Origin of the sequence: Nostoc linckia z4 (assembly GCF_002608075.1) — a bacterium.
In the GTDB taxonomy this organism is placed as follows: domain Bacteria; phylum Cyanobacteriota; class Cyanobacteriia; order Cyanobacteriales; family Nostocaceae; genus Nostoc; species Nostoc linckia.
Genome location: NZ_LAHA01000031.1, coordinates 40,979 through 64,343, shown reverse-complemented (window position 1 = coordinate 64,343; position 23,365 = coordinate 40,979). Strand labels below are relative to the sequence as shown.

Genomic DNA, 23,365 nt, shown 5'->3' with positions numbered 1-23,365 from the left:
ACACCAAAAAATCCATAAATCAGCTTGAGGACATAGGTGATGGAAGAATTTGCCAGAAATAAAATTCCTAAAATAGCGATTGTGGGAATGAATTGCTATTTAGGCGGTGGTTGTAATGGATTAGATATCTTTGAACGTAGTATTTTTGAAGGAACTCAACATTTTATTTCCATACCTCCCCAGCGATGGCAAGGAATAGAAACACAACAAGAGTTATTAAAAAACTCTAATTTACACCAAGATTTCGCACCATTAGGCGCATACATCCAAGATTTTGAAATTGATACTTTGCGTTTGGGAATTGCACCAGAAACAGTAGACAATTTTAATCCTCAAGATTTGTTGATGCTTGAGGTAGCCGATCGCACTTTGAAAGATGCCGCACTTCCTCAAGGAACAAGAATAGCAATTATTTTGGTGACGGCTACAGAATTGATTTTTCCTCAACTTCCAGAAACGGAAGTTAATCAAAGTTACATCGAAAACAATTTAGCTAATTATATTTCTAAATTGTGGAATTTTGCTGGCCCAGTCTTTACATTAAGTGCCAGAGAAAATTCTGTTTTCAAAGCCTTAGAACTCGGACAAAAATTACTGGCTATTAAAGAAGTAGACGCTGTTTTAATTGGTGCGGTGGAGTTGGCTGGGGATGGCACTAGTGTTTTTTGCCGAAATCAAATTACAAAAGTCAACACGGGGGTAAACACTCTCAGTTTCGATGAAAATGTCAATGGTTGGATAGTAGGTGAAGGTGCGGCGGCTGTGGTTTTAAAACTCCACGAAACAGCAAAACAAGAAAACGATCGCATCTATGCAACAATTGACGCCCTCAGTCTCGTGGAAAATTCAATCAATGCCAGTCCCCAAGCAGCAGTTACACAAGCTTGTCAGTTCGCTTTGGAATTGGCAAATATCAAACCAAAAGAAATTAATTATTTAGAAGTTGTTGGTAGTGGAATTCCCCAGGAAGATGAGTTAGAAATTAAAGGTTTGATTGCGGCCTATCGTACATCCGAAGTCAATTTAACTTGTGCAATTGGCAGTGTCAAAGCAAATATCGGTCATACCTATGCTGTATCGGGAATAGTAAGTTTAATCAAAACAGCATTGTGTTTATATCATCGCTATATTCCCGCAGTTCCCAATTGGTCTAAACCTAAAATGCCAGAGGTTTGGCAAGGTAGTCCTTTTTATGTGGCCACTGAATCAAAACCTTGGTTTCTAGAAAAAGGAAGTATTAAAAGAATTGCTGCCATTAATGGAATTGAGGTAGACGGTAGCTATGCACATTTAATTTTGTCTGAGGAAGTTAGTCAGAAGCATTATAGCAGCAAATATTTAGAGCAAATGCCTTATTATTTATTTGCGATCGCTGCTGACGACCAAGCAAGTTTATTAACAGAAATCGACAATCTCCAAGAAACTCTTAAAAATTGTTCTTCCCTTTCTGCTGCTGCTAGCGAGACTTTTGCAACTTTTCAACAGCGTCAACCGGCGACTTATGTTGTAGCAATTCTCGGACACAATGAAGATGAATTGCAACGAGAAATTCAGCATTCCCTCAAAGGTATTACTAATGCCTTCGAGACTGGGAAAGATTGGCAAACTCCTTTAGGTAGTTATTTTACAGCTAAACCACTGAAAGAAAAAGCTAAAGTTGCTTTCGTTTATCCTGGTGCTTTTAGTGCTTATTTGGGAATAGGTCGAAATTTGTTTCGTTTGTTTCCTCAACTTTATGATGACCCCCTCATTGGTAGCATTTATAAGCGTGTAGCCAACGTAGAAAAGCTGATTTATCCCCGCAGTTTACAAAGATTATCCAATAGGCAATTAGAAGTTTTAGAAAAACAATTTCTCAATGATTCAGTAGCAGTATTGGAATCAGAAATGGCCTGTGCTGGACTGATGACAGCGATTTTGAAAAATTACTTTCAACTAAAGGCTGAATGTGCTTTTGGTTATAGCTTGGGCGAAATTAGTATGATGTTGGCTCAAGGTGTGTGGACTCAGTTTCAAGAAGGTAGTGAAGGCTTTAATTCATCATCTTTATTGAAGACAAGGTTATCTGGGCCAAAAAATGCTGTGCGGGATTATTGGGGATTATCTCCAGCAGAAGATGAAAAAGATGAAGATTTCTGGCGTAACTATATTGTTATGTGTCCAGTGTCTCGTGTGAGAGAAGCAATTAAACATGAAAAGCGAGTTTATTTGCCTTTAATTAATACTACAGAAGAAGTGGCGATCGCTGGTGATATCCAAGGGTGTCAACGGGTAATCAACAATCTTAATTGTGATGCCTTTTCTGCTCCTTTCACTCATGTGATTCACTGCGAACCAATGTGTTCTGAGTACGATGAACTTGTGAGATTAAATACATTACCTACCCAAAACGTATCAGAGACTATCTTTTATTCCGCAGCTGAGTATAAACCCATTAAACTAGACAGTCATTCTGTTGCTCACAATCTTGCTAAAAACCTCTGTCAACAGCTTAATTTTCCTCAGTTAATTAATCGCGTTTATCAAGATGGTTTCAACATATTTATTGAAGTAGGCGCAGGTAGTAACTGTTCTCGATGGATTGATAAAGTCCTCAACGAAAAACAACACCTGACAGTCACACTTAATAAAAGAGGTATAGACGATCATACTTCCTTGATTAAAGCTTTAGCAAAACTCCTCAGTTATGGAGTTCATCTAGATTTATCATCACTATATTCTCCCTTACAAAAAAATCTCCCCAACAGCCAGTCTAAAATTGCCAATATAACTTTAGACAGCAGTAATGTTAATTACACATTTTTAAAAAAGAACAATCACAAACTTGTTCGAGATATCAATTTGCATCCTTCTGTTAATGCCAAACAACAGCAATATACACTACCAGAGTTCAAGGAATCAACGCCAATGAATGCTTATTTTACAGAAGCTCCCATCAAAAATGCGGAAAATTTTTCTCAAGAATTAGAGAATGTTTCAGAACAAATAAATCTTCCCAAAAGTAGTCAATCTACTCAGTTATTGCTAAAAGAAAACAATTTGCAGACCGTAGAAAAATCACCCACTCAGGAAAATCGCACAGTAATAGCAGAAAATCATCAATATAACTTCACCAGTTATACAGTTGACGAGCAATCCCAGTTATTGAATTTACGCAGTCCTTTTTATCAAAAACTCAGCGAGAATGCTTCCCAGATGACCAAAGCCCATGCTGTTTTTTTACAATTGCGACAGGAGTCACTCAAACAAATCAGCGCGATGATTCAGTTGCAAATAGCTTGCTATCAAAAGTTATTTCAAGAATGAGATTTCCATACTTTTATTCAGCTATATAACCCGGACACAAGGCTCAAACATGATTAGTACCAATAATGTCTTAAATAAAAATGGTAATTATCTCAAAATCTCAGAATTTCCCCATCGTTCTCATCAAATATGGCAGGGCACTTTAGATTATGTATCTTTTCATGAAACAGGCATAAAATCTAAGTTGCTAAATCTAGATAAACCTTGCTATATTATTAGAAACGAAGGTAAAATTGGTGCGACTAACGAAGGTTCTTTATATCCTCATAACCAAGAAAAAACTGAACAAGCAGAAATCATAATCGCTGTTCCGCCAATATCAACTCAACAGTTAGGCGATTCAAGTTTTCTCAAATCTCATGGTGTAAAATATGCTTACGCCACAGGAGCAATGGCTCAAGGTATTGCTTCCGAAGAACTGGTAATTGCTCTTGGTAAAGAAAAAATATTAAGTTCATTCGGGGCTGGTGGTTTGTCTCCTAGTCGTGTTGAAGGAGCCATTAACCGTATTCAACAAGCTTTACCTGAAGGGCCTTATGCTTTTAACTTACTCCACAGTCCTAGCGAACCTGCTATTGAACGCGGTGTAGTTGATTTGTATCTTAAATATCAGGTAAGAACAATAGAAGCTTCTGCATTTTTAGATTTGAGTGACAACATCATCTATTACCGGGCTGCTGGGCTTGGTTTAAATGCAGCTAATCAAATCGAAATCAAAAATAAAATCATCGCCAAAATTTCTCGCAGAGAAGTTGCAACTAAATTTCTTCAACCTGCTCCCACTAAAATTTTAAAACAATTAGTTGAGCAAGGTTTAATCACTGAATTACAAGCAAGGCTAGCTGAAAAAATTCCTGTAGCTGATGATATTACAACAGAAGCTGATTCTGGCGGTCATACAGATAATCGTCCCTTAGTTTGTTTGTTACCTTCAATCTTGGAATTAAGAGATGAGATTCAAAACAAATATTGTTATGAAAAACCGGTTAGAGTCGGAGTTGCAGGGGGAATCGCCACACCACAATCAGCCTTAGCTGCGTTTATGATGGGGGCTGCTTATGTTGTGACTGGCTCAATTAATCAATCTTGTATTGAAGCTGGAACTTCTGAACATACAAAACATTTGCTGGCTCAAGCCGAGATGGCTGATGTGATGATGGCTCCCGCAGCAGATATGTTTGAAATGGGAGTAAAACTGCAAGTTCTCAAAAGAGGAACTTTGTTTCCTTTACGAGCGCAAAAATTGTTTGAATTATACAAAAATTATGACTCAATCGAAAATATTCCTGTAGCAGAAAGAGACAAATTAGAAAAACAAATTTTGCGAAAAAGTTTAGCAGCAGTTTGGGAAGAAACAGTTACTTATTTGTCTCAACGCAATCCTGATAAATTAGCCAAAGCTATTAACAATCCCAAACTGAAAATGGCTTTAATTTTTCGCTGGTATTTGGGATTATCATCTCGTTGGTCTAATTTTGGCGAACAAGGAAGAGAAATGGATTATCAAATCTGGTGTGGCCCGGCTATGGGTAGCTTCAATGACTGGGTTAGAGGTTCTTATTTATCCGATCCTAAAAATCGCCATGTAGTTGATGTTGCTAATCAAATTATGACTGGAGCAGCGTTTTTATACCGGATTCAAAGTTTAAAAATTCAGGGTTTACAAATGCCTGCTTCCTATAGTGAATATCGCCCAATTCAGTTTTAATAAAGGAGGAAAATCAGATGAATACTGTTCAAATCGATCGCAGAATTCCGAAAATTCAAAATAGGCTTTTTGAGCAAGCACATAGTCATGCTTTGGAGTTAAAACCCATTGCTATAGCTATGAGTAAACAAGGTATTCAAGGAGAAAAGCTCTATTCCCATCCTGGAATGCTGCCTTTACCTGTACCAGTTTGTGAATATCTACATTCTTTTAATCGTCGCCAAAAGGCAATTTTATCAGCAACTTTCTTTGCCAATTTTTATAAGTACGTCGCCAATAGTGAATATCATTCTTTGATATCTAATATGAGTATTGCTGAGAAAGTATTTGCTCTTTACTCAGACGAATTTATGATTCTTCATCAGGAAACTAATGAAGAAATGGATCATATTTGGTCTTTTAGAACCGTATATCATATGGTCTGTCGAGAATTAGGAATTCAAAGTTCCTTTGATGAGCCTAGTTTTTTCTATGGAACTGTTGGCGTCATACCCCAATCAGATTTTGAAAAATTCGAGACACGTTTTACTTTTGATGAAAGCTTTTATGGAATTTTGTCTAATCTGCAAAAAGGAAAAAGCTTTCTGCAAAAAATAGTGGAAGAGACACAGCAGCGAGATAAAAATTTCACATATCGAGTTTTACGGTTTCTGATTGGGGATGCCATGAGAATGCTACCCGCCGAAAAAGTCCAAGAAAGTGGCTTGGGTGGTTTTACTTTGTTGTATAGGTACATGGCTAATGTGGAATTAAAAAAAAGCGAAGCATATTTATTTGATTCTCCTGAAGATTTTGATTATGAACCATTAGCTGTGGAATTGAATCAAGGTCATTTAACAGATGAAGCACGTCACTACACGACATCTTTTGAGTTAGGGGTAGAATTGTATAAAGTAGCTCCTCCAGAAGCTCAAGATTTTGTGAGACATTTTCTACAGATAATTGTGGAAGACTATATTAATGCTAGTTTCACCACTTATTTAGAGAAATTAGATCTTACGGCCCAAGGAATGTTATTGACTGATACTAGAATTGGGCTAAATTCACTGCGTATGTCTCTGCACCATAAAGAATTAGCTGATAAACAGGTAGATATAAATCAACTAGTTGATTCTTGGAGACAGCTAAGTCCAAAATGGCGAAATATTATTGGTTACATGGAACAAAAAAGTTGGCAATACAAATCTCAGCAGCTAGAGCGTTTGATTAAAGAACTGGGATTAGAATTAAATAAAACTAAATTAGGTAATCGCTATGAGCGTTATCAAGATGCTCTGGCAATTAAAGAAATTCAAAAACTTGTGGAAGTTGCCTAATGATTGTCACAATTCAAGAGTCAGAATTTCCCTCGCAGAATATAGCAATAATATTTAGATAGATTACTGGAAATTTCTGGCTCTTGATTTTTTAGTGCTAAATCGTTTAACTTTTTTCAGAATCAGGGTAAATCTAGAAATGAGAGTGTCTGTTCATTTTGAAGATGATGATAAAACTGTACAAGTCGAAGCAAATCAGCGTTTAACTAAGATTTGTGACGAACATCCTAGTTCAATTTTTTTTGGTTGTCGTAGCGTTGCTTGCGGAACCTGTCTCATCGAAGTTGTAAGTGGCATAGAAAATTTAGCTCCTGTGATGGATGAGGAGCAGATTTTACTTGATGTGTTGGCTCCAGATAATCCCAACATGCGCCTAGCTTGTCAATGCATAGTGCAAGGTGATATTCAGATTCGGGTAGCGAATTAGCCAAATACATACTTGACAACAATTAAATAGGTGTATTTTTTTGAGCATCAATAAATAGTGCCCAAATTAGATAAAAAACAATAGCACAAACTCAATCTTTCTCGTAAATTTAAAGGTGTGAACATGAGTCAGTCTACTCCTGAAACAATTAAAAAACAGTCTTATACCGCAGAAGAAATTCAAGCTTGGATAGTCTCTCATATTGCAGAGCAATTGGGAGTCGAACCTCAAGATATAGATGTGCGACAGCCTTTAGATAGTTATGGTTTAGAGTCAGCACAAGCAATGCTTCTTGTGAGCAAAGCCGAGAAATTATTTGGTTTTGAACTATCTCCAATTTTATTATGGCATTACCCCACCATTGAAACATTATCTCAGCGCTTAGCCGAAGAATCTAAAGCTTCACAGTCAGAAATTTTTGAAATTTAAACTTCAAAGCTGTTCTTGAACTGATATCAAAAATAAAAATGATTTACAACAGAAAGCTGGGACGCCTTGAAGAGGCTATGGAAATTTTAAATAGCCGTGCTAAAACCTGGAACATAGTAACTATTAGCTGTATTAATGGGCTAATTTATGAAGAAACTATGAGACAGGCTTTAGAGATGATTCAGTGTCGCCATCCCCGTCTGAATTGTCGAATTGTGCGTTTGAAAAATAGTCTCAGCTTTCAAAGTCAAGGAACAGCAGATATTCCTTTACGCCTGGTGAAAGTGTTAGATAAACACCAGTGGCAAGAAGTTGTTTCTGAGGAAATCAATCAGAAAATTGATAGTAATAAACATTTACTACGAGTGGTAATTGTGCATGTTTTAGGTGATAGCAAAATCAACTATTTACTGACAACAATACACCATGCGATCGCAGATGGTTTATCATGTATTCAACTTCACTCAGAAATTTTAACTTTTTGCCAAAAAATCGTCTCAGGCGAACAAATTAATTCAGTGACTAGTTTAACTCCACTTCCGCCCATTGAAGAACTAATACCTCAATGGGCTAAGGGATTGAAAGGTAGGATAAATAGTGCATTTTTTTTGTTGCAGCTTGGATTAAAAGAACTTTGGAACCGGCCAAAAACATTAGGCTTTGAAAAGTATGCGCCTATCGCAAAGCGTAGTTCCAATATTATCCACAGACAACTTGGCCAAGAATTAACTCATAAATTTGTAAATTGTTGTAGAGAAGAAAATACGACAGTACATAATGCGTTATGTGCTGCCATGATGTTGACTGTGGCTAAAACAATAACTAAAGGTCAGAGAAAAGATATACGAGTCAATTGCTTATCATATCTTGATTTAAGGAGACATTTACAACCTCAAATTAGTCAAAAAAATCTAGCTATTTTAGCCTCTTCTATCATGCGATTCCACCTCATAAAGCCAAACAGTTCCTTTTGGGAACTAGCTAGAGAAGTGAAACAACAGTTGGAAGCTAGTCAAAAGCATGGCGAACTTTTTAAAATGATTTTAATTGCTAAAAATCTGATAAATTTTTGTTGTATTTATCCAAAAAAAATAGCCGCCACCGTATCTGTTTCTAATGTTGGTAAAATTAATATTCCCACAAATTACGGTAATTTTGAACTCGAAGAAATCAGTTTTATCAGTTCTAATTGTCTTTTTGCAGGTGTTTTTTCAATTCATGTTTCCACATTCCAAGGAAAAATGCTTTTGAATTTTGCATTTTCTCAACCTTCAATTAGCCAAAACACTATGGAGTATCTTGTAGATAATCTCATGTCTAATATTATTGAGATTTGCAATTTCAAAGATAATTCTTCTGAAATTTAAAAATATTACTTAAATAATGAGAATTAATCATGAACCATCCAACCACCGATTACAAATTCTGTATTTATTTTTAAATTCTGCTTCAAAGACTGATAAAACAAAATGAAAAAAATTAGGAGATTATTCAACTATGAACGTATCAGAACTGGTAGCAAACCTAACACAACAGGGCGTTGATTTGTGGGTTGATAACGACAAATTAAAGATTCGCTCTCCCAAAGGAGTAATCACACCAGATATTCAGGAAAAAATAGTTACTTATAAAACAGAAATTGTAGCATTTTTGCAGGAAATGGATGTCGCTGTAGATTTAGAGTCTACTCCTTTACCTCAAGGATTAAATCTACAAACAATTGGCCGTTTAATTGGTGGATTTGCTCAGCAATCATCTGTGGAATATAAACCGCCAATTATCGATCCTAAAATTATGGCTCAAAAATTAACAGTTACATTTAAACCTTTACCCAACACTTACAAGAATCAAGAAATTTTGAAATTTCGCCAAGAATTGCAAGAACAACTAAAATATTATGGTGTGAAAATTTTATCTTGGGAAGAAGCGATCGCGGAATTTAATTATGACTTGATACTCCCAATAATTAATAAAAAACAAAACTTTAAATTTAAGGGAGTTAAATCAGAAGTTAATGCAATTATTGATGTTGAAATTCCTCCTTCTTTCGTCAGAAAATTGGGCATTGTTTTAGCAGAAACCATCTATCAAATTTATTCTAGAGTTATATTAAATAATCGCAAAATTCCTGTAATTAAAATAGCTAGATTGAGTAGTTGGGCTGAAGATTATGCTGCGAAGTATGTTGATAATCCTAGTAAAACACAAGTAATTGTCATTACTAACATAGATCGTGACTTTATAAATCCCCTGATTCCATACAAAGAAAAAATTAATATTGGCTTAAACACCTTAATCAGAACATTTTCAGAAATTGTCATTGGAGTATCATCTGATAAGATTTCTATATTAAATATGAATCTTTCAGATTCCATTTTTAGAAGAAATGAAATCGCTAATTTTGTTTTAAAGTCGTTGATTCCTAAAGTTTTTGTACCAATTGCGCCGCTTTTATTAAGTCGATTTGAGGTAGAGCAGTATAATCCTCAAGAATCTATTTATGCTGGAAAATTAGTCAAATTAGGTCAAGAATTGGCATCAACAGATTTATTTCCTCCTGGTTTTAAGCTCGATAAAGTTATCAAACGAAAATCTCATAGAGATATAGTCAGTACCATTATAAATGGTAGAACGGGTGTTTCCTATGGCTTTGTTGCTTACGCTGAACCACCACAATATTTTGGAGAAATAGAAATCACAAAAAATGAGTGGGAAAATCTATTACCTGTTCCAGGGTTTAGCAGCCATGAAATTCGCCAAAATGACAAAGGTAGACGTTATGCCAAAATCAAAAAATTAGAAGAGTATGTATTTAGACAGATACCAGATATTTGGTTAGTAAGTTCTCGCTCAGGATCTAACAAAACAAACTTAAATATTGCTGATGATGCCATCAGAATTGGTTTGAAAGACAAGCTATATCTGCAACTACCTAAAGTGATTCGTTCCGAGCTAGTAGACATGAAACCTTCTTACGATATCTATGTCATGCTTGCTATCAGTCTTTCAGCTGCTTTATATACACCTGAATTAATCAAAGATGGTGCGCCAATCGTTCATTTCCACGGCTATCCAGCATTAGATTGGTTTAAACCAAATGAACATTGCGTTGGTGTTGATAATCCTTCTGTTCCTTGCGGAACTTATGAATCTGGCGTCTTCAATTTTTTGGGTATTTCTAGCTTAGTTAATCAACAACAAAACAACATATCTTTAGTGAGTTTAATAGAACCAGATCATGGTGCAAATTTTATAGCTCATGATTTAGAATATCTAGTTCAAAGATTGAAAGATGGGTGTATACAAGGACAAATTGAACTAGGTGGAAAACATTTTGCTTCTCTCAAATCTAAAATAGGTGAATGCAGAATTTGACACTCGCCTGTCTAATCTAATACGGTTCAGTTAAGCATTTCTTCCTTGTGTTTGCGTCCTTCTCTAACGAGACGCTACGCGAATGCGGTAGCCTCTGTCTTGCCGCTGCACGTCTACGTTAAAAAAATTGACTTTGACAAAGACTTTTAGCCTTAACTAAACCGTATTGCTGCCTAATACCAATTCACCAAAATATTGATACTTGTACGAGCGAACGGCTGTACCCTGCAAGAAGGCAGAGCCTACGTCCTGACGCTTGTATTTGTATCATTTATAAAGTGAAATGGTATAAGCAAGTTTCGCTTTCGCTCACTTGCTTGAAAAGGCAGGGAATTCCTGGTTATACGAGTCTACTTAACACTGTGCCACCTGAGCGGACTATAACCAACCTCACTATCCTTACCAAGGCTGCGTGGTTGGGCCAATCGTAAATTCGTTCGCGTTTGTATCTTCTGGCTGGTCAATCGCAAACGCCACAACATTGAACAGCATAGGACGAGGCGAAATCGTCTCAATATCGTTGAATGGGTAGAAATTCATGAATTTGACGTTGCTGGTCAGCGTCGGGTGGGTTGTCAGTTTTGGCGATGAACCTTTGGGGGTGTACTCGCCCCTGGAAGTGCGGTAGAAGTCATAAAACTCACGCTCAATAGCGGTGGAGTTCTCGTTCAGTTCATGCACAGTTCCGCTTGTGTATTTGGTTTCGCCGCCCGTGAATTCCGCATAGCGTTGTTTTGCCGCCTGTGCGATCGCTTTCTTTCTCTGTTCGAGGGTTGTAGAATTTCTCAAACCGTTACGGTTGGCTGCACCCATATAGTACATACTGACTGTGGCAATGGCCTTCAGGCGCGGGTCGATTTTGGCGGCACTGATGGCAAAGCTCCTGCTACCACAAATCCCCAGCACGCCGATTCTGTTCCTGTCAACGAATGACTGAGTACCTAGAAAATCTACCGCCGCACTGAAATCTTCGGCATAAATATCCGGCGAAACAACGTTGCGGGGCTGCCCCTCACTCTCGCCCCAGAAGGACAAATCGAGGGACAAGGTGATGAACCCTTGTTCAGCTAATTTTTGGGCATACAAGTTTGCACTTTGTTCTTTGACTGCGCCCATTGGGTGTCCGACAATGATTGCGGAATTCTTAGCGTTCCGATTCAAGGCTTTGGGAATGAAGAGATTTCCCGCAACCTTCATGTTGTATTGGTTTTTGAACGTAACTTTCTGCATAGTTACCTTATCGCTCTTGTAGAAGTTGTCCGCCCCCTCGACGATAGTGGACTGCTTTACGGATGCTTGGGAAATTTTATGAGAGACTTGTGTTTTGTCGAGGGAAAATGCCACCGTTGCGTAGATTGCACCAATCAAGACGGTTGGTATTAGAACGAGGTATTTCATTGAGTTCTCCGTATGTGTGGGTACGAGGCGAAATGTTCTGAGTTCTGATAGGCAGATTGCTCTCTTTAGTGCGATCGCACAAGCTCGATTGTCACTTTTACAGAGTCAGGAACTTTAAATGCCTCGATGCCACCATCTATTTTTCCGAGGATAATTAGTCCGTTGGCATATCCAGAATCTTGATAAAACATCGCCAAATTCCCCCAGGGAGCGTAATAAGCAATATCTCCAACAGCCGGATCGCTGCCTGGGGGTGCATCTTCTGTGGATAATTTTCTTGACAGATAACTGATTTTTTCGGTTTTCGCGTAATCTTCTAAAGTCAGCGTTAATGGCAGTAGAGAAATAAAATCCTGAGTGGTTTTGCTGTCTATCAAAGTAGCTGTAATTACTTTGTCTTTGACCTTGATGTTGATCTTCATACTGTCTGCCTGCTTGGTTGATATTTCAGTCGGCATCTTTGACGGGGGGCTAATGGTCATACTGTTATCGGCACGGCAGGCTGAGTCACTCAGGGACATCAACAGGGCGAGAACCAAAATCAGCATTCTTTTCTGGCAATTTTTCCCCTTGCCAGGAAATCCTCTGCAAAGCATTAAGCTCTTCCTCTATACTGTTCATCGCTGACCTGTTCCATCCAGTCCACAGCCCTACCGTCGATCTGTTCCAGAAGCAACTGCGGCTCCAGGAGGCTCGCCGTCTGATGTTGGGGCAAAACCTGGATGCGACCAGTGCTGCCTACCGGGTGGGGTATGACGATGCCTCGCACTTCAACCGGGAGTACAAGCGGCTCTTTGGTGCGCCACCGATGCGCGATGTGGAGCGGCTGCGAGAAGCTGTGAGTGAAACTGCTAGTTCAATACAATCTCCTCAAGACACCCGCCATCTTGCCAGAATTCACTAAAATATTGTGGAGATAACTCTGTGTAGCACACTGTATGCTGAGTGTTCTTGTGTCTTAGATAGTGCTGAATAATCCTCTTTTGTCACTTTGGTAGAATCCAATTGCCCAAACTCTAACGGAGCTTTATTTTCCATTTTTTGCCTATAAATTTTAGTTTATATTAGGAAATAAAGCCTCAAATCTAGATTGCATCAAATTTTCATAATTTTACTCTTATTATTATTTTTCGAGAGTAACAAAACAAAAATAAATTGTGTATCTTGCCCATTAGACTTATTGTAAAAGTCGGGAAAAGGGGAAGGGGAAAGGGGGAAAGGTTTGCTATTTTCCCTTTCCCCTTTAAGATGCATCCCTTTTTCTTTTTTTGACTTCTTATTTCCCCTGAACCTAGCAGTATCAGGGGTGTATGGCTATGCGCCCCTAAGATTAATAACTGTATATTACGAGTTGCATATGAGTTGCGATTGAGTATCTCCCTGGGATAATATGCTTATACATCAGAAGTCTATAGCTTAATTAAGCAATTTAAATACTGTTTTAACAGTAATAATATGATTGTTGCCAGGGACTAGTTTTAGAAACTTCTGTTCTTATATGTCTGCAAAGTAATAACTCATTTTGAATTCATTCAAACATGAATTGATATTGCTTATAAGCTAATGCACGCTAAAAAAGCAAATTATTCGTGGTTGCTGACTGTTGACCATTCCGCTCAGGGTCAAGGCTGAGCGCAGTCGAAGCTTTGACTGTGGACTATCAACGGTAAAAAGTAAACAGCTGTTGACGAATTAATGTGCAATTTTTACGTGGAACAGCTTACTAAAAATTTCTTGAATATAAAACTATGATTTGATGAAAAAATTTGCTACAACTCGTAAACCCTGATTCTCTATTCCCTACTCCCCACTCCCCAACTACACTATAGAATTTCAAAAATCAAAGATGATTCCTATAGCCGCAGTTGATTTTAAAATTTTCAGTATTAAGCAGACACAAGTCTTAAAGCATAAATAAACAACATGGCTCGGATAAAATCCTGTCCATTGTTAATTCACTACTATTATGAACCTCATCCGCCTACTATTACGTACTTCTTCTCTTCACCTCAGTCTGGCAATGTTAGCTGGCATTCTAAGCGGTGGTACTGCTGCGGGTTTAATTGCCCTAATTAATACAACACTAAATCAAAATCAACCATCGAAAGCTATACTATTCTGGAGTTTTATTGCTCTGTGTATACTACGGCTAATTGCTAATTTTATTTCTCAAATTTTATTAATTCAAGTTTCACAAAAAGCCATTCTCAATTTGCGGATTTTGTTAAGTCGTCGGATTTTAGCATCGCCTTTAAAGCAGTTAGAAAAAATTGGTATTCATGCTCTTTTAGCTGTCCTTGTTGAAGATATCCAGACAATTTCTAATACAATTATTATTATTCCTTTTTTATGTATTAATATTGCTATTGTAATTGCTTGCCTAATTTATTTGGGTTGGTTATCTCGACTTATTTTCCTTATAGGTATTAGCTTTATGTTCTTGGGAATATTTAGCTATTCATTACCAACAATGAAAGCCATGTCTTTTTTGAAACTGGCTCGCGAACAGGAAGATAAATTATTTAAGCATTTCCGCGCCATAACCCAAGGTACAAAGGAACTCAAACTACACCGCAGACGACGGCAAGCATTTCTCTCAGAAGATTTGCATAAGACTGCTCTATCCTCTCGCCAGCATAATGTTGTGGGTATGAGTATATTTGCTGCCGCTGCTAGTTGGGGACAAATTTTATTTTTTGTTGCCATTGGTTTGCTTTTATTCGCTATACCTGCAATTAACAAAATTCATCCTACAATTTTATCTGCATACGCTCTAACTATTATTTACTTGATATCTCCTCTGGAGTATATTATGAGTACAATGCCTAATATAACTAGAGCGGTAGTTGCTTTAAAAAAAGTAGAATCTTTAGGCCTTTCATTGACAAATTCTGCAAATGAAATCGTTGATGATACTTTATTGATATCCCATAAATGGAAACATTTAAAGCTGGAAAATATTACTCATAGTTACTATCACGAACCAGAAGAAAACAGTTTTGTACTTGGGCCTATTAACTTGAAACTTCATCAAGGAGAAATTATTTTTATTTTAGGAGGTAATGGTAGTGGTAAATCTACTCTTGCTAAATTAATTACTGGGCTTTACATACCTGAAACAGGAAATATTTATCTAGATGGTAATCCCATTAATAACGAGAATATAGAATGGTATCGTCAGCAATTTTCGGTGGTATTTTCTGATTTTTATCTTTTCGATCGCTTTCTGGGTTTTGATAATCAAAATCTCGATTTCCAAACTCAAAAATATCTCGCCAAATTGCAACTTGACCACAAAGTTAAGGTAAAGAATGGCGTACTTTCCACTACAGAGCTTTCTCAAGGACAACGCAAACGCCTTGCTTTGCTTACTGCTTATCTCGAAGATCGTCCCATCTATATGTTTGATGAATGGGCATCAGATCAAGATCCTGTATTCAAAGAAATTTTTTACACTCAACTTCTCCCAGAGCTAAAGAATAGAGGAAAAACTGTACTGGTTATTAGTCACGACGATCAATATTTTTATCTAGCAGATCGAATTGTCAAGCTGGAATACGGTCAAGTAAAAACTGAACATTTAAATATTAGAAAGGAGCAAATTAATGTTTTTGAATAATGTTTTCAAATTATCTGATGAATTCAGAAAATTTTTACCAGAAGAAATTACATTACGAGAAAAACAAAATCGAACTTTGAATGCAGATGTCAAATCTGTTCTCTATTATCGAGATTGGATTCGGACTCAAACTAATCATACTTTTGACAACACCAGAATATTAGGCACAGTTGCAACTACTAAAGGAGCCGAAAATTATTTACCTTATACTATCCCTAAAATTATTCAACAAATTTCTGAAATAGGGATGATGGCTGATATAGTCATTGGTTTAAATAATGGCTTTGAATGTCCAGTTGTTATAGATGGTTTTAGTTTGCTACCAAATACCGAAATTATTCATTTATATACTGAAGAAAAGTTAGCCAATAATATTCCAGCATCAATATTTGATAATGTAATGTGCCAAGGAAAACCTTATTACTTAACTAACATTGACCCTCTGCAATGCAGACATAGAATATTTGTTGTACATCAAAAACAGGGGCAACACTCAGCAGGGAAAATCCGAATTTTGGGAGATATTTATGGTTCATTACTACTCAAGAGTATTGAACATGGATGGATACCACCTGCCATTTTAGTGACTTTTGACGCTGAATCTCAGTTTTTAGTTGCCCACAATCATTCAGTTATAGATTTAGAATCTAATGGCTTAAAATTAATAGTCAATGAACTGCAAAATCAGTCTAAAATTGATATTTTAAGTACCAGAAATAAGTTTGCTGTTTATCAAAAAGCAATATTAGATGGAATTGAAGTTTTAGTGCCTGATTTTAGCGAGCAAGTGCCTCCTATCCAATGGTTTATGGATATTGCTCATGGTAGATTCAGCGGTTTTCAGTGTAAATGTGGAGGAGGCACATTTGGTAGAACTGATGTGATGGTGAGCTTATTAGTAGTGATTTCTAAAAATTATCCAGGTATTAGAGGCGAAGATACTCAACTTACCATCTTAGCTAAGTATGCAGGCTTTATAGACGACATATTTTTAGATGTCATTTCGACAAATAGAACTCCCAGTATGACGGATATGACAATAGAACAACCCCAAAAAAAAGCTTGGATAGAACAAATATATAGATGGTTCGTTTCTACTTATCCCTTAAATTTACTTTACGGAAAACATAACATTAAAATGTTGGTAAATCATGGTTTTCCTTATTTTATTTTAACCCATCCAATTAAATTTTGGAAACTAGTAATCGCAGATGAAAAAATTAATTTATATACGGTAATCAATAAAATAAAATTGATGATAATTGCATTTTTTATTTCTCAAAAAGTGCAAATAAATAGCCATAAAAAGTATGATGTCTTACAGGGGAGTGAAGCAAAAGCTTTTTGGTGAAAATATCTTCGAGTGATTGAAAATGTGGCGCAGACTCCGAATCATTTAATTTATATTATTCAGGCATATAAATTAATTACAGTAAAGAATCAACAGATAAATAAATAGCAAAATTTATCTAACAAAGCTGTTATTTACAGCTTTATTTTCTCAAATAGTGTGACAGCAACAGGATAAGATTTAAGGTGTTTATCATGACAAGTTTAGCAGGTAAAACAGTACTTTTGACAGGTGCATCGCGTGGTTTAGGAGTATATATTGCTCGCGCTCTAGCTAGAGAACATGCAACTGTAGTTTGTGTTTCTCGTTTGAAATCAGGGCTAGATATAACATGCGCTCAAATCAAAGCTTTGGGTGGGAAAGGGATAAGTATTCCCTTTGATATTAAAAATGTCACAGAATTATCAACTCTCAAGCAGCACATTAATAAAATTGTTGGTTCAGTAGATATTATAATTAATAATGCTGGCATAGAGATTTACGGAGATTTTGTTGATTATTCTCTAGAGGATATCCAGTCAATATTAACAATTAATTTACTCGCTGCTGCTGAATTAACCCGTTTGTTTCTGCCAAGTATGTTGGAGCGGCGTACTGGTCACATTGTTAATATTGCTTCTCTAGCTGGCAAAAAGGGAGTCCCTTACAACAGCATTTATTCTGCGAGTAAAGCTGGTTTGATTATGTGGACTGATGCTATGCGACAAGAATTAGCTGCCACTGATACTAACATCTCAGTAATCTGTCCAGGATATATCTCTGAAACTGGTATGACTGTTAATAGTCGTGTATCTGTTCCTTGGTTAGCAGGTATATCTACACCAATAGATGTAGCAAATGCAGTAATTAGAGCTATCAAACAAAACAACTCGGAGATAATTGTCAATCAAAATCTACTAACAGCAAATATGACTAAACTAATGTTTGCTATTGGGCAATTTTGTCCAGAATTTGTAGATAAAGTTTATCAGTGGTTGGACATAGTTAAGCTGAACCGCAGGCGTGCAAATGCCAAAAATTTTGCCGCAGATCATATCACTGCGCCAGTTCATCATTATGAAATACGTCACAAAAAGAGTTAAGTCCTGTTAAGAATTTGCTTTCAGGTAGATGAAGAAATTTCTGGCAGTATTTAGATTCGTTTGTAGTTTCAGGCTAGCTCGATGTGTAATGGCGATCGCTTTGGCAATATATCAACGCATATAAGGTCAACTTGTAGATCGCTATTTACTGTGCAAAAAAAATTAACATTTTGTTTTTCATGTCTGGTGGAATACCAATACTTGTATTTTTGACTTGAATAATAACGCGATCGCTACTATCTAAAATCACAGCGAATGTCACCTCGATTACTGTGTATGAAATTGCGTTGGTAAATAAGTTATATCTCAAAGGAGTAAAGCAATGTTTTTCACTAAACTATTACCATTACAACAATCCAGCAATTTTGTAGAAGAGAGAATTACATTACGAGAAAAACAAGACAGAACTTTAGAAGCAGATGTACAAGCTGTTTTGTCTTATAGAAATTGGATTCAGAGTAAAACTAATAATACTTTTGACAACACGAGAATATTAGGAATAGTTGCAACTACTAAAGGAGCCGAAAATTATTTACCCTATACCATCCCTAAAATCATTCAACAAATCTCACAAATGGGGATGATAGCTGATATAGTCATCGGTTTGAACAATGGTTTTGAATGTCCAACTGTTATCGATCAATTTGTGTTATTACCAGATATCCAAGTTATTCATCTATATACTGGAGAAAAGCTGGCAAACAATATTCCAGCGCCAATATTTGGCAATGTAATGTGCGAAGGTGAACCATATTATTTAAATAATATGGAGAAACATCATTGCAGACATAGAATATTTATTGTGCATCAAAAAGAAGGGAAACATTCAGCAGGTAAAATACGTATTTTAGGAGATATTTATGGTTCATTATTGCTTAAGAGTATAAAATATGGATGGATACCTCCTGCCATTTTGGTGACTTTTGATGCTGAATCTCTCTTTTTAGTCAATCAAAATTATTCAGTTATCGATCCAGAGTCTAACGGCTTAAAGTTAATAGTAAATCAACTACAAAATAACCCTAAAATAGATATCTTGGGTGCGAGAAATAAGTTTGCTATTTATCGAAAAGATATAGTGAATGGAACTGAAGTTTTACTTCCTAATTTTACTGAAGAAGTGCCTCCTATCCAATGGTTTCTAGATATTGTTCATGGTAGATTTAGCGGCTATCAGTGTAAATGGGGAGGAGGTACAGTTGGTAAAACTGACACAATAGTTAGTTTGTTAGCAGTAATCGCTGAAAGATATCCTGGAAGAGGTGAAGACGCTTTTCTGACTATCTTAGCTAAACATGCGGGGTTTGTAGACAACATAATTCTAGATGTTATTTCTACAAACAGAACGCCTAGTATTACAGATATGACAATGGATAAGCCACCAAAAAAAGCTTGGATAGAACAAGTATATAGATGGACAGCTTATCTTCAAGGATTGAAATTACTTTATGGACAACATAATATTAAAATGATAATAAATCCTGGCTTTCCCTGGTTTACTGTGACAAAACCAATTGGATTTTTAACAACAATCATAGGTGATGAACAAATCAACTTTAATACAGTAATTAAAAAAATTCAAGCTTTGGCAATCGCTTTTATTGTATTTCGCCAAATCAACAAAAGAAGTATAGAAAATCCTGATATTTTACAAGGCAATAAAGCAAAAGCCTTTTGGTAAAACTAATTCAGTGGATAACAATAGTAATAATTTGTAACCTTTAGGAAATTAAAAATATGATCTTTTTTACTGACCAGCGTGTAAGTCTTCCTTCTCCTCTTGTTAAACCACTTGATGATAACAATTGGATTATTAATTTGATTGCTGAAATTACTCATGAATCTGTTGAAACTGTTCGTCATAATCTAGAAGAAGAAGAAATTAATCTTGGTCGTAAACAAATCCGTGACTTTCATGAACAGGGTTTGTTACCCCATGTCTGGAGCGAAGAGATGAGCGAATTTTACAAGAATACAGATGCATTTTTGTACAATTTGGTGGCGTGGAACCGTAATCACATTAAGCTACAAATGCGTGATTGGATTGGGAAGTATTTGAGCCGGGAAAAGAGTTCTCCTTTGGATATTCTCTGTTTAGGGGATGGGTTGGGCATTGATACTCTTTATTTGGCTCAAGCTGGACATCATGTTACTTATTATGATGTTCCAGGCTATACGGAAACGTTTGCTCGTCGGCTCTTTAAAGACTCTGGCTTGGCAGTATCTATTGTTAATGATATTCAGGCAATTTCTAAAGAAGCTTATGATGTGGTTTTGTGCTTAGATGTGCTAGAACACGTTTCCGACCCACCCTCTTTTGTGGCTGAAATTGCTGGCTATTTGCGATTTGGAGGAAAAGCTATTATTCATGCCCCATTCTATTTAGTTAATGAGAATTATTTGACGCATTTGAAGTCAAATCAAAAGTATAGTGGCAGGTTGAGTCTGTTTACCAAACAGGGATTACATTTGGTTGATGGGCAACTTGGCTGGAACCCAATTGTACTGCGTAAAATTGACCAGAAAACGCAACTTCCCACAAGGTGGAATTTACATTTATGGAGTATTCAGTTAATAGGATTATATATTGCTATTAGCACTCGAATCTGGGGTAATCCATTTTTCTGGATTATTCCAAACAATAGATCTATGTTGAAAATAGGAAGTAAGAAGTAGGATAAAAAAGTGGCGATCGCTCTTGCAATATATAGACTTATATCGGATGCATCTGTATGAGAAGCGATCGCTATTCATTATCAACCAGCTATCAATAATGTAATTCAGATACAAATATCATACATACAGCTTTCTGTAATCAGACTAATCAAGGATATGAACTTAATCTATTTTCCTGAAGAACCGATTACAATTTTTACTGTGCCTAAAGCCTTTAAAGGACATATTGCTATTATTCAAGAGAACGCGATTAAGAGTTGGAAATTGCTTTCTCCTCAACCACAGATTATTTTGTTTGGTAACGACGAAGGTATCGAAGAAGTTTCTCAAAAATTGGATGTAATTCACGTGCCAAATATTCAGTTAAATGAATATGGTACACCTTTGTTAGATGGTATATTTCGACAAGCTCATGAACTTGCTAAAGGTTCTATTCTGAGTTATGTGAATACTGACATCATTCTATTAAATGACTTCTTGGTGGCTGTTAAGCAATTGCAAACCGCATCTTTCGATCGTTTTATCATGACTGGACAGCGTACTGATGTAAATATTACAGAACTGCTGAACTTTGATCTACCTAATTGGGATACAGAAATTCGTCACTTTGCTTTAAAACAAGGGGCATTGGCATCAATTGTGTGTATGGATTATTTTGTATTTCCTAAGCCACTTTATGCCGAAATTCCATCTTTTGCTGTTGGAAGGGGTCATTGGGATCATTGGATGGTTTATTATGCTCGGAAATTAGGAATACCGGTTGTTGATGCCACAGATGTGGTAACAGCCATACATCAGAATCATAACTATGCTCACTTATCAGGTGGTCGGGGTGTGGCTTACGTTAGAGGTGACGAAGCTAAACAAAATGCCAAGTTAGCCGGAGATGTGCATATGGCTAATGGATTTGTTGCAACCTGGAAGCTAACACCTTGGGGACTTAAAAAATCTAACTCATTATCTGCTATTTTCTCATTTCTGGTTGACATGCCTCGTTTTGTGAAGTTGGTAAAAGAGGTTAATTCTAAGACTAAAACCAATGTATAAAATTTTAAAAATGTTGTTTTAAACGCTGCGATCGCAGTTTAGCAATAATTACTGTCTGTGACTATTTTCATCTTAATAAAATTCAATAATTAACCATAAACATGGAGATAAATTATGGAAGCTACACAAATAAACCATTTGACAAATTGGACAGAAATAGTACTTAGAACGATAGGAATAAAGTTGAAAAAAAATCCAGATTCATTTCTTAATAACGTTTCTGGTGTCATTCATGTTGGTGCTAATACAGGTCAGGAGAGAAAAATCTATGCACAGCAAAAACTAGATGTCATTTGGATTGAACCAATACCTGAAATATTTGAAAAATTGAAAAATAATCTGAAAAAATACCCACGCCAGCAAGGATATAAATATTTGGTAACTGACAAGGAAAACGAAAATTATGAATTTAACATCGCTAACAATAATGGAGCATCTTCATCAATTTTTCATTTTAATCTTCATAAAGATATTTGGCCACAGGTTAATTATGAACGATCTATTATGCTTAAAAGTACGACATTGGTATCTTTAGTACATAAGGAAAATATAAACATAGACAAATATGATGCTCTTGTTATGGACACACAAGGTTCTGAATTACTTGTTTTGAAAGGAGCAGAGTCTATTTTAGATAAATTTAAATACATTAAAACAGAAGTACCTGATTTTGAATCGTATGTTGGTTGTTGTCAACTCAAGGATATTGAGAGTTTTCTGCTTAATCATGGGTTTAAAGAATACTCTAAGCATAATTTTGCTTCACGTAAAAACGGAGGAAATTACTACGACATAGTTTATGAAAAGGTGAATTAATAACTAAATTATAGTCTAGTGTTCAAAGGATTTGATGTATGAATATAAGCTTCTACAAGAATTTAATTCCAGTGTCTTTACGTGTCAAATACGCAAATATTAAAAGCAAATTTTTACCATTTAATTTACCATCAGTTGAAACTGGGGAAATCAATCTTCATTTAGGATGTGGTTTTGTGATACATCCTAAATTTGTTAACGTTGATCTTTTAGCAGCACCTCATATTCACTATCAAATATCAATCGATAAACTATCTCCTTTTGAAGACAATAGTGTGAATCTAATATACGCTTCACACTGTTTGGAGCATTTTCCCCATGCTAAAGTTCCCAAAGTTTTATCTGAATGGTTTCGCGTGCTGAAAAAAGGTGGCATCCTACGTTTATCTGTTCCTGATTTTGATTTATTGCTAAATATCTATAACAAAAATGGAAACAACATTGATACGATTTTAGGCATTCTAATGGGAGGTCAGGATTATGAGCATAACTTTCATATGACAACATTTACTAATTCCAGTGCAGAAAAGTTATTAAAAAGGACAGGATTTCAAAAGATTCGGCAATGGCAACCAAATTCTTGTGAAATGACTACCTTTGATGATTATTCTGTATATCAACATTTTGTGGGCGGGAAATATTATCCTGTAAGTCTTAATATTGAAGCAGTAAAATGAGATATTTTATTTGCGCTAATTATCGTCAACACTTAGTTTTGAAACAATTGATAGCACTCTTCAATTGTCTTAAGATTCATGATTTCAACATATAGGATTTCTATTTAATTTGTGAAATACAGCTAACTGGGCAGTTAA

Annotated in this window: 17 protein-coding genes and 1 pseudogene; 16 read left to right on the top strand and 2 right to left on the bottom strand. The window is 36.1% G+C overall.

The window, feature by feature from the left end; genetic code table 11:
- Positions 1–39 precede the first annotated feature (39 nt).
- From VF06_RS22770 to VF06_RS22740, 7 genes are all read left to right on the top strand, one after another.
- Complete coding sequence (locus VF06_RS22770; RefSeq protein ID WP_099067522.1) at positions 40–3,306, top strand: PfaB family protein; 3,267 nt, start codon at positions 40–42, stop codon at positions 3,304–3,306.
- A 49-nt stretch (positions 3,307–3,355) separates the two neighbouring features.
- Complete coding sequence (locus VF06_RS22765; RefSeq protein ID WP_099067523.1) at positions 3,356–5,014, top strand: PfaD family polyunsaturated fatty acid/polyketide biosynthesis protein; 1,659 nt, start codon at positions 3,356–3,358, stop codon at positions 5,012–5,014.
- 17 nt (positions 5,015–5,031) lie between these two features.
- Positions 5,032–6,330 (top strand): hypothetical protein, encoded by a 1,299-nt coding sequence (locus VF06_RS22760; RefSeq protein WP_099067524.1) that lies wholly within the window; start codon positions 5,032–5,034, stop codon positions 6,328–6,330.
- A 139-nt stretch (positions 6,331–6,469) separates the two neighbouring features.
- On the top strand, positions 6,470–6,757 hold the full coding sequence (locus tag VF06_RS22755; RefSeq protein WP_099067525.1) for a 2Fe-2S iron-sulfur cluster-binding protein: 288 nt from the start codon (positions 6,470–6,472) through the stop codon (positions 6,755–6,757).
- Positions 6,758–6,880: 123 nt separating this feature from the next.
- A complete protein-coding gene (locus tag VF06_RS22750; RefSeq protein WP_099067526.1) occupies positions 6,881–7,186 on the top strand; it encodes a phosphopantetheine-binding protein in 306 nt (101 codons plus the stop codon).
- Positions 7,187–7,224: 38 nt separating this feature from the next.
- Complete coding sequence (locus VF06_RS22745; RefSeq protein ID WP_099067527.1) at positions 7,225–8,553, top strand: phthiocerol/phthiodiolone dimycocerosyl transferase family protein; 1,329 nt, start codon at positions 7,225–7,227, stop codon at positions 8,551–8,553.
- Between the two features lie 130 nt (positions 8,554–8,683).
- On the top strand, positions 8,684–10,561 hold the full coding sequence (locus tag VF06_RS22740) for a TubC N-terminal docking domain-related protein (RefSeq protein WP_099067528.1): 1,878 nt from the start codon (positions 8,684–8,686) through the stop codon (positions 10,559–10,561).
- Positions 10,562–10,960: 399 nt separating this feature from the next.
- On the opposite strand, the gene VF06_RS22735 is transcribed toward VF06_RS22740, so the two are convergent.
- Together VF06_RS22735 and VF06_RS22730 are read right to left on the bottom strand one after the other, a co-directional pair.
- Positions 10,961–11,959 (bottom strand): alpha/beta hydrolase, encoded by a 999-nt coding sequence (locus VF06_RS22735; RefSeq protein ID WP_143861707.1) that lies wholly within the window; start codon positions 11,957–11,959, stop codon positions 10,961–10,963.
- Positions 11,960–12,024: 65 nt separating this feature from the next.
- Positions 12,025–12,381 (bottom strand): cyclophilin-like fold protein, encoded by a 357-nt coding sequence (locus VF06_RS22730; RefSeq protein ID WP_244918067.1) that lies wholly within the window; start codon positions 12,379–12,381, stop codon positions 12,025–12,027.
- Positions 12,382–12,590: 209 nt separating this feature from the next.
- Here VF06_RS22730 and VF06_RS22725 point away from each other — a divergent pair.
- The 9 genes and pseudogenes from VF06_RS22725 to VF06_RS22685 form a co-directional block, all read left to right on the top strand.
- Positions 12,591–12,863, top strand: a pseudogene (locus VF06_RS22725) (helix-turn-helix domain-containing protein); the annotation flags it as partial.
- Positions 12,864–13,925: 1,062 nt separating this feature from the next.
- Positions 13,926–15,578 carry a cyclic peptide export ABC transporter gene (locus tag VF06_RS22720; protein ID WP_099067529.1) on the top strand — a complete coding sequence of 551 codons (1,653 nt, stop codon included), beginning with the start codon at positions 13,926–13,928 and terminating at the stop codon, positions 15,576–15,578.
- Complete coding sequence (locus VF06_RS22715) at positions 15,565–16,929, top strand: hypothetical protein (protein WP_099067530.1); 1,365 nt, start codon at positions 15,565–15,567, stop codon at positions 16,927–16,929. Before VF06_RS22720 ends, VF06_RS22715 begins: the two co-directional genes overlap by 14 nt.
- A 194-nt stretch (positions 16,930–17,123) precedes the next feature.
- Positions 17,124–18,011, top strand: coding sequence for an SDR family NAD(P)-dependent oxidoreductase (locus VF06_RS22710; protein ID WP_073645620.1), 888 nt, complete (start codon positions 17,124–17,126; stop codon positions 18,009–18,011).
- A gap of 322 nt (positions 18,012–18,333) precedes the next feature.
- On the top strand, positions 18,334–19,692 hold the full coding sequence (locus VF06_RS22705; RefSeq protein ID WP_099067531.1) for a hypothetical protein: 1,359 nt from the start codon (positions 18,334–18,336) through the stop codon (positions 19,690–19,692).
- A 56-nt stretch (positions 19,693–19,748) separates the two neighbouring features.
- Positions 19,749–20,687: a class I SAM-dependent methyltransferase gene (locus tag VF06_RS22700; RefSeq protein ID WP_099067532.1), complete on the top strand. Its 939-nt coding sequence runs from the start codon at positions 19,749–19,751 to the stop codon at positions 20,685–20,687.
- Between the two features lie 156 nt (positions 20,688–20,843).
- Positions 20,844–21,734, top strand: coding sequence for a hypothetical protein (locus tag VF06_RS22695; RefSeq protein ID WP_099067533.1), 891 nt, complete (start codon positions 20,844–20,846; stop codon positions 21,732–21,734).
- A gap of 114 nt (positions 21,735–21,848) precedes the next feature.
- Positions 21,849–22,550, top strand: coding sequence for an FkbM family methyltransferase (locus tag VF06_RS22690; RefSeq protein WP_099067534.1), 702 nt, complete (start codon positions 21,849–21,851; stop codon positions 22,548–22,550).
- Positions 22,551–22,621: 71 nt separating this feature from the next.
- Complete coding sequence (locus tag VF06_RS22685) at positions 22,622–23,227, top strand: class I SAM-dependent methyltransferase (RefSeq protein WP_257207535.1); 606 nt, start codon at positions 22,622–22,624, stop codon at positions 23,225–23,227.
- The last annotated feature ends 138 nt before the right edge of the window (positions 23,228–23,365 follow it).

What these genes read in the sequence shown, in the direction of transcription:
- VF06_RS22770 (WP_099067522.1), top strand. Translation starts at nt 40, where the DNA reads ATGGAAGAATTTGCCAGAAATAAAATTCCTAAAATAGCGATTGTGGGA.
- VF06_RS22760 (WP_099067524.1), top strand. Translation starts at nt 5,032, where the DNA reads ATGAATACTGTTCAAATCGATCGCAGAATTCCGAAAATTCAAAATAGG.
- VF06_RS22755 (WP_099067525.1), top strand. Translation starts at nt 6,470, where the DNA reads ATGAGAGTGTCTGTTCATTTTGAAGATGATGATAAAACTGTACAAGTC.
- VF06_RS22765 (WP_099067523.1), top strand. Translation starts at nt 3,356, where the DNA reads ATGATTAGTACCAATAATGTCTTAAATAAAAATGGTAATTATCTCAAA.
- VF06_RS22730 (WP_244918067.1), bottom strand. Translation starts at nt 12,381, where the DNA reads ATGAAGATCAACATCAAGGTCAAAGACAAAGTAATTACAGCTACTTTG.
- VF06_RS22720 (WP_099067529.1), top strand. Translation starts at nt 13,926, where the DNA reads ATGAACCTCATCCGCCTACTATTACGTACTTCTTCTCTTCACCTCAGT.
- VF06_RS22710 (WP_073645620.1), top strand. Translation starts at nt 17,124, where the DNA reads ATGACAAGTTTAGCAGGTAAAACAGTACTTTTGACAGGTGCATCGCGT.
- VF06_RS22735 (WP_143861707.1), bottom strand. Translation starts at nt 11,959, where the DNA reads ATGAAATACCTCGTTCTAATACCAACCGTCTTGATTGGTGCAATCTAC.
- VF06_RS22750 (WP_099067526.1), top strand. Translation starts at nt 6,881, where the DNA reads ATGAGTCAGTCTACTCCTGAAACAATTAAAAAACAGTCTTATACCGCA.
- VF06_RS22745 (WP_099067527.1), top strand. Translation starts at nt 7,225, where the DNA reads ATGATTTACAACAGAAAGCTGGGACGCCTTGAAGAGGCTATGGAAATT.
- VF06_RS22695 (WP_099067533.1), top strand. Translation starts at nt 20,844, where the DNA reads ATGAACTTAATCTATTTTCCTGAAGAACCGATTACAATTTTTACTGTG.
- VF06_RS22700 (WP_099067532.1), top strand. Translation starts at nt 19,749, where the DNA reads ATGATCTTTTTTACTGACCAGCGTGTAAGTCTTCCTTCTCCTCTTGTT.
- VF06_RS22705 (WP_099067531.1), top strand. Translation starts at nt 18,334, where the DNA reads ATGTTTTTCACTAAACTATTACCATTACAACAATCCAGCAATTTTGTA.
- VF06_RS22715 (WP_099067530.1), top strand. Translation starts at nt 15,565, where the DNA reads ATGTTTTTGAATAATGTTTTCAAATTATCTGATGAATTCAGAAAATTT.
- VF06_RS22740 (WP_099067528.1), top strand. Translation starts at nt 8,684, where the DNA reads ATGAACGTATCAGAACTGGTAGCAAACCTAACACAACAGGGCGTTGAT.
- VF06_RS22690 (WP_099067534.1), top strand. Translation starts at nt 21,849, where the DNA reads ATGGAAGCTACACAAATAAACCATTTGACAAATTGGACAGAAATAGTA.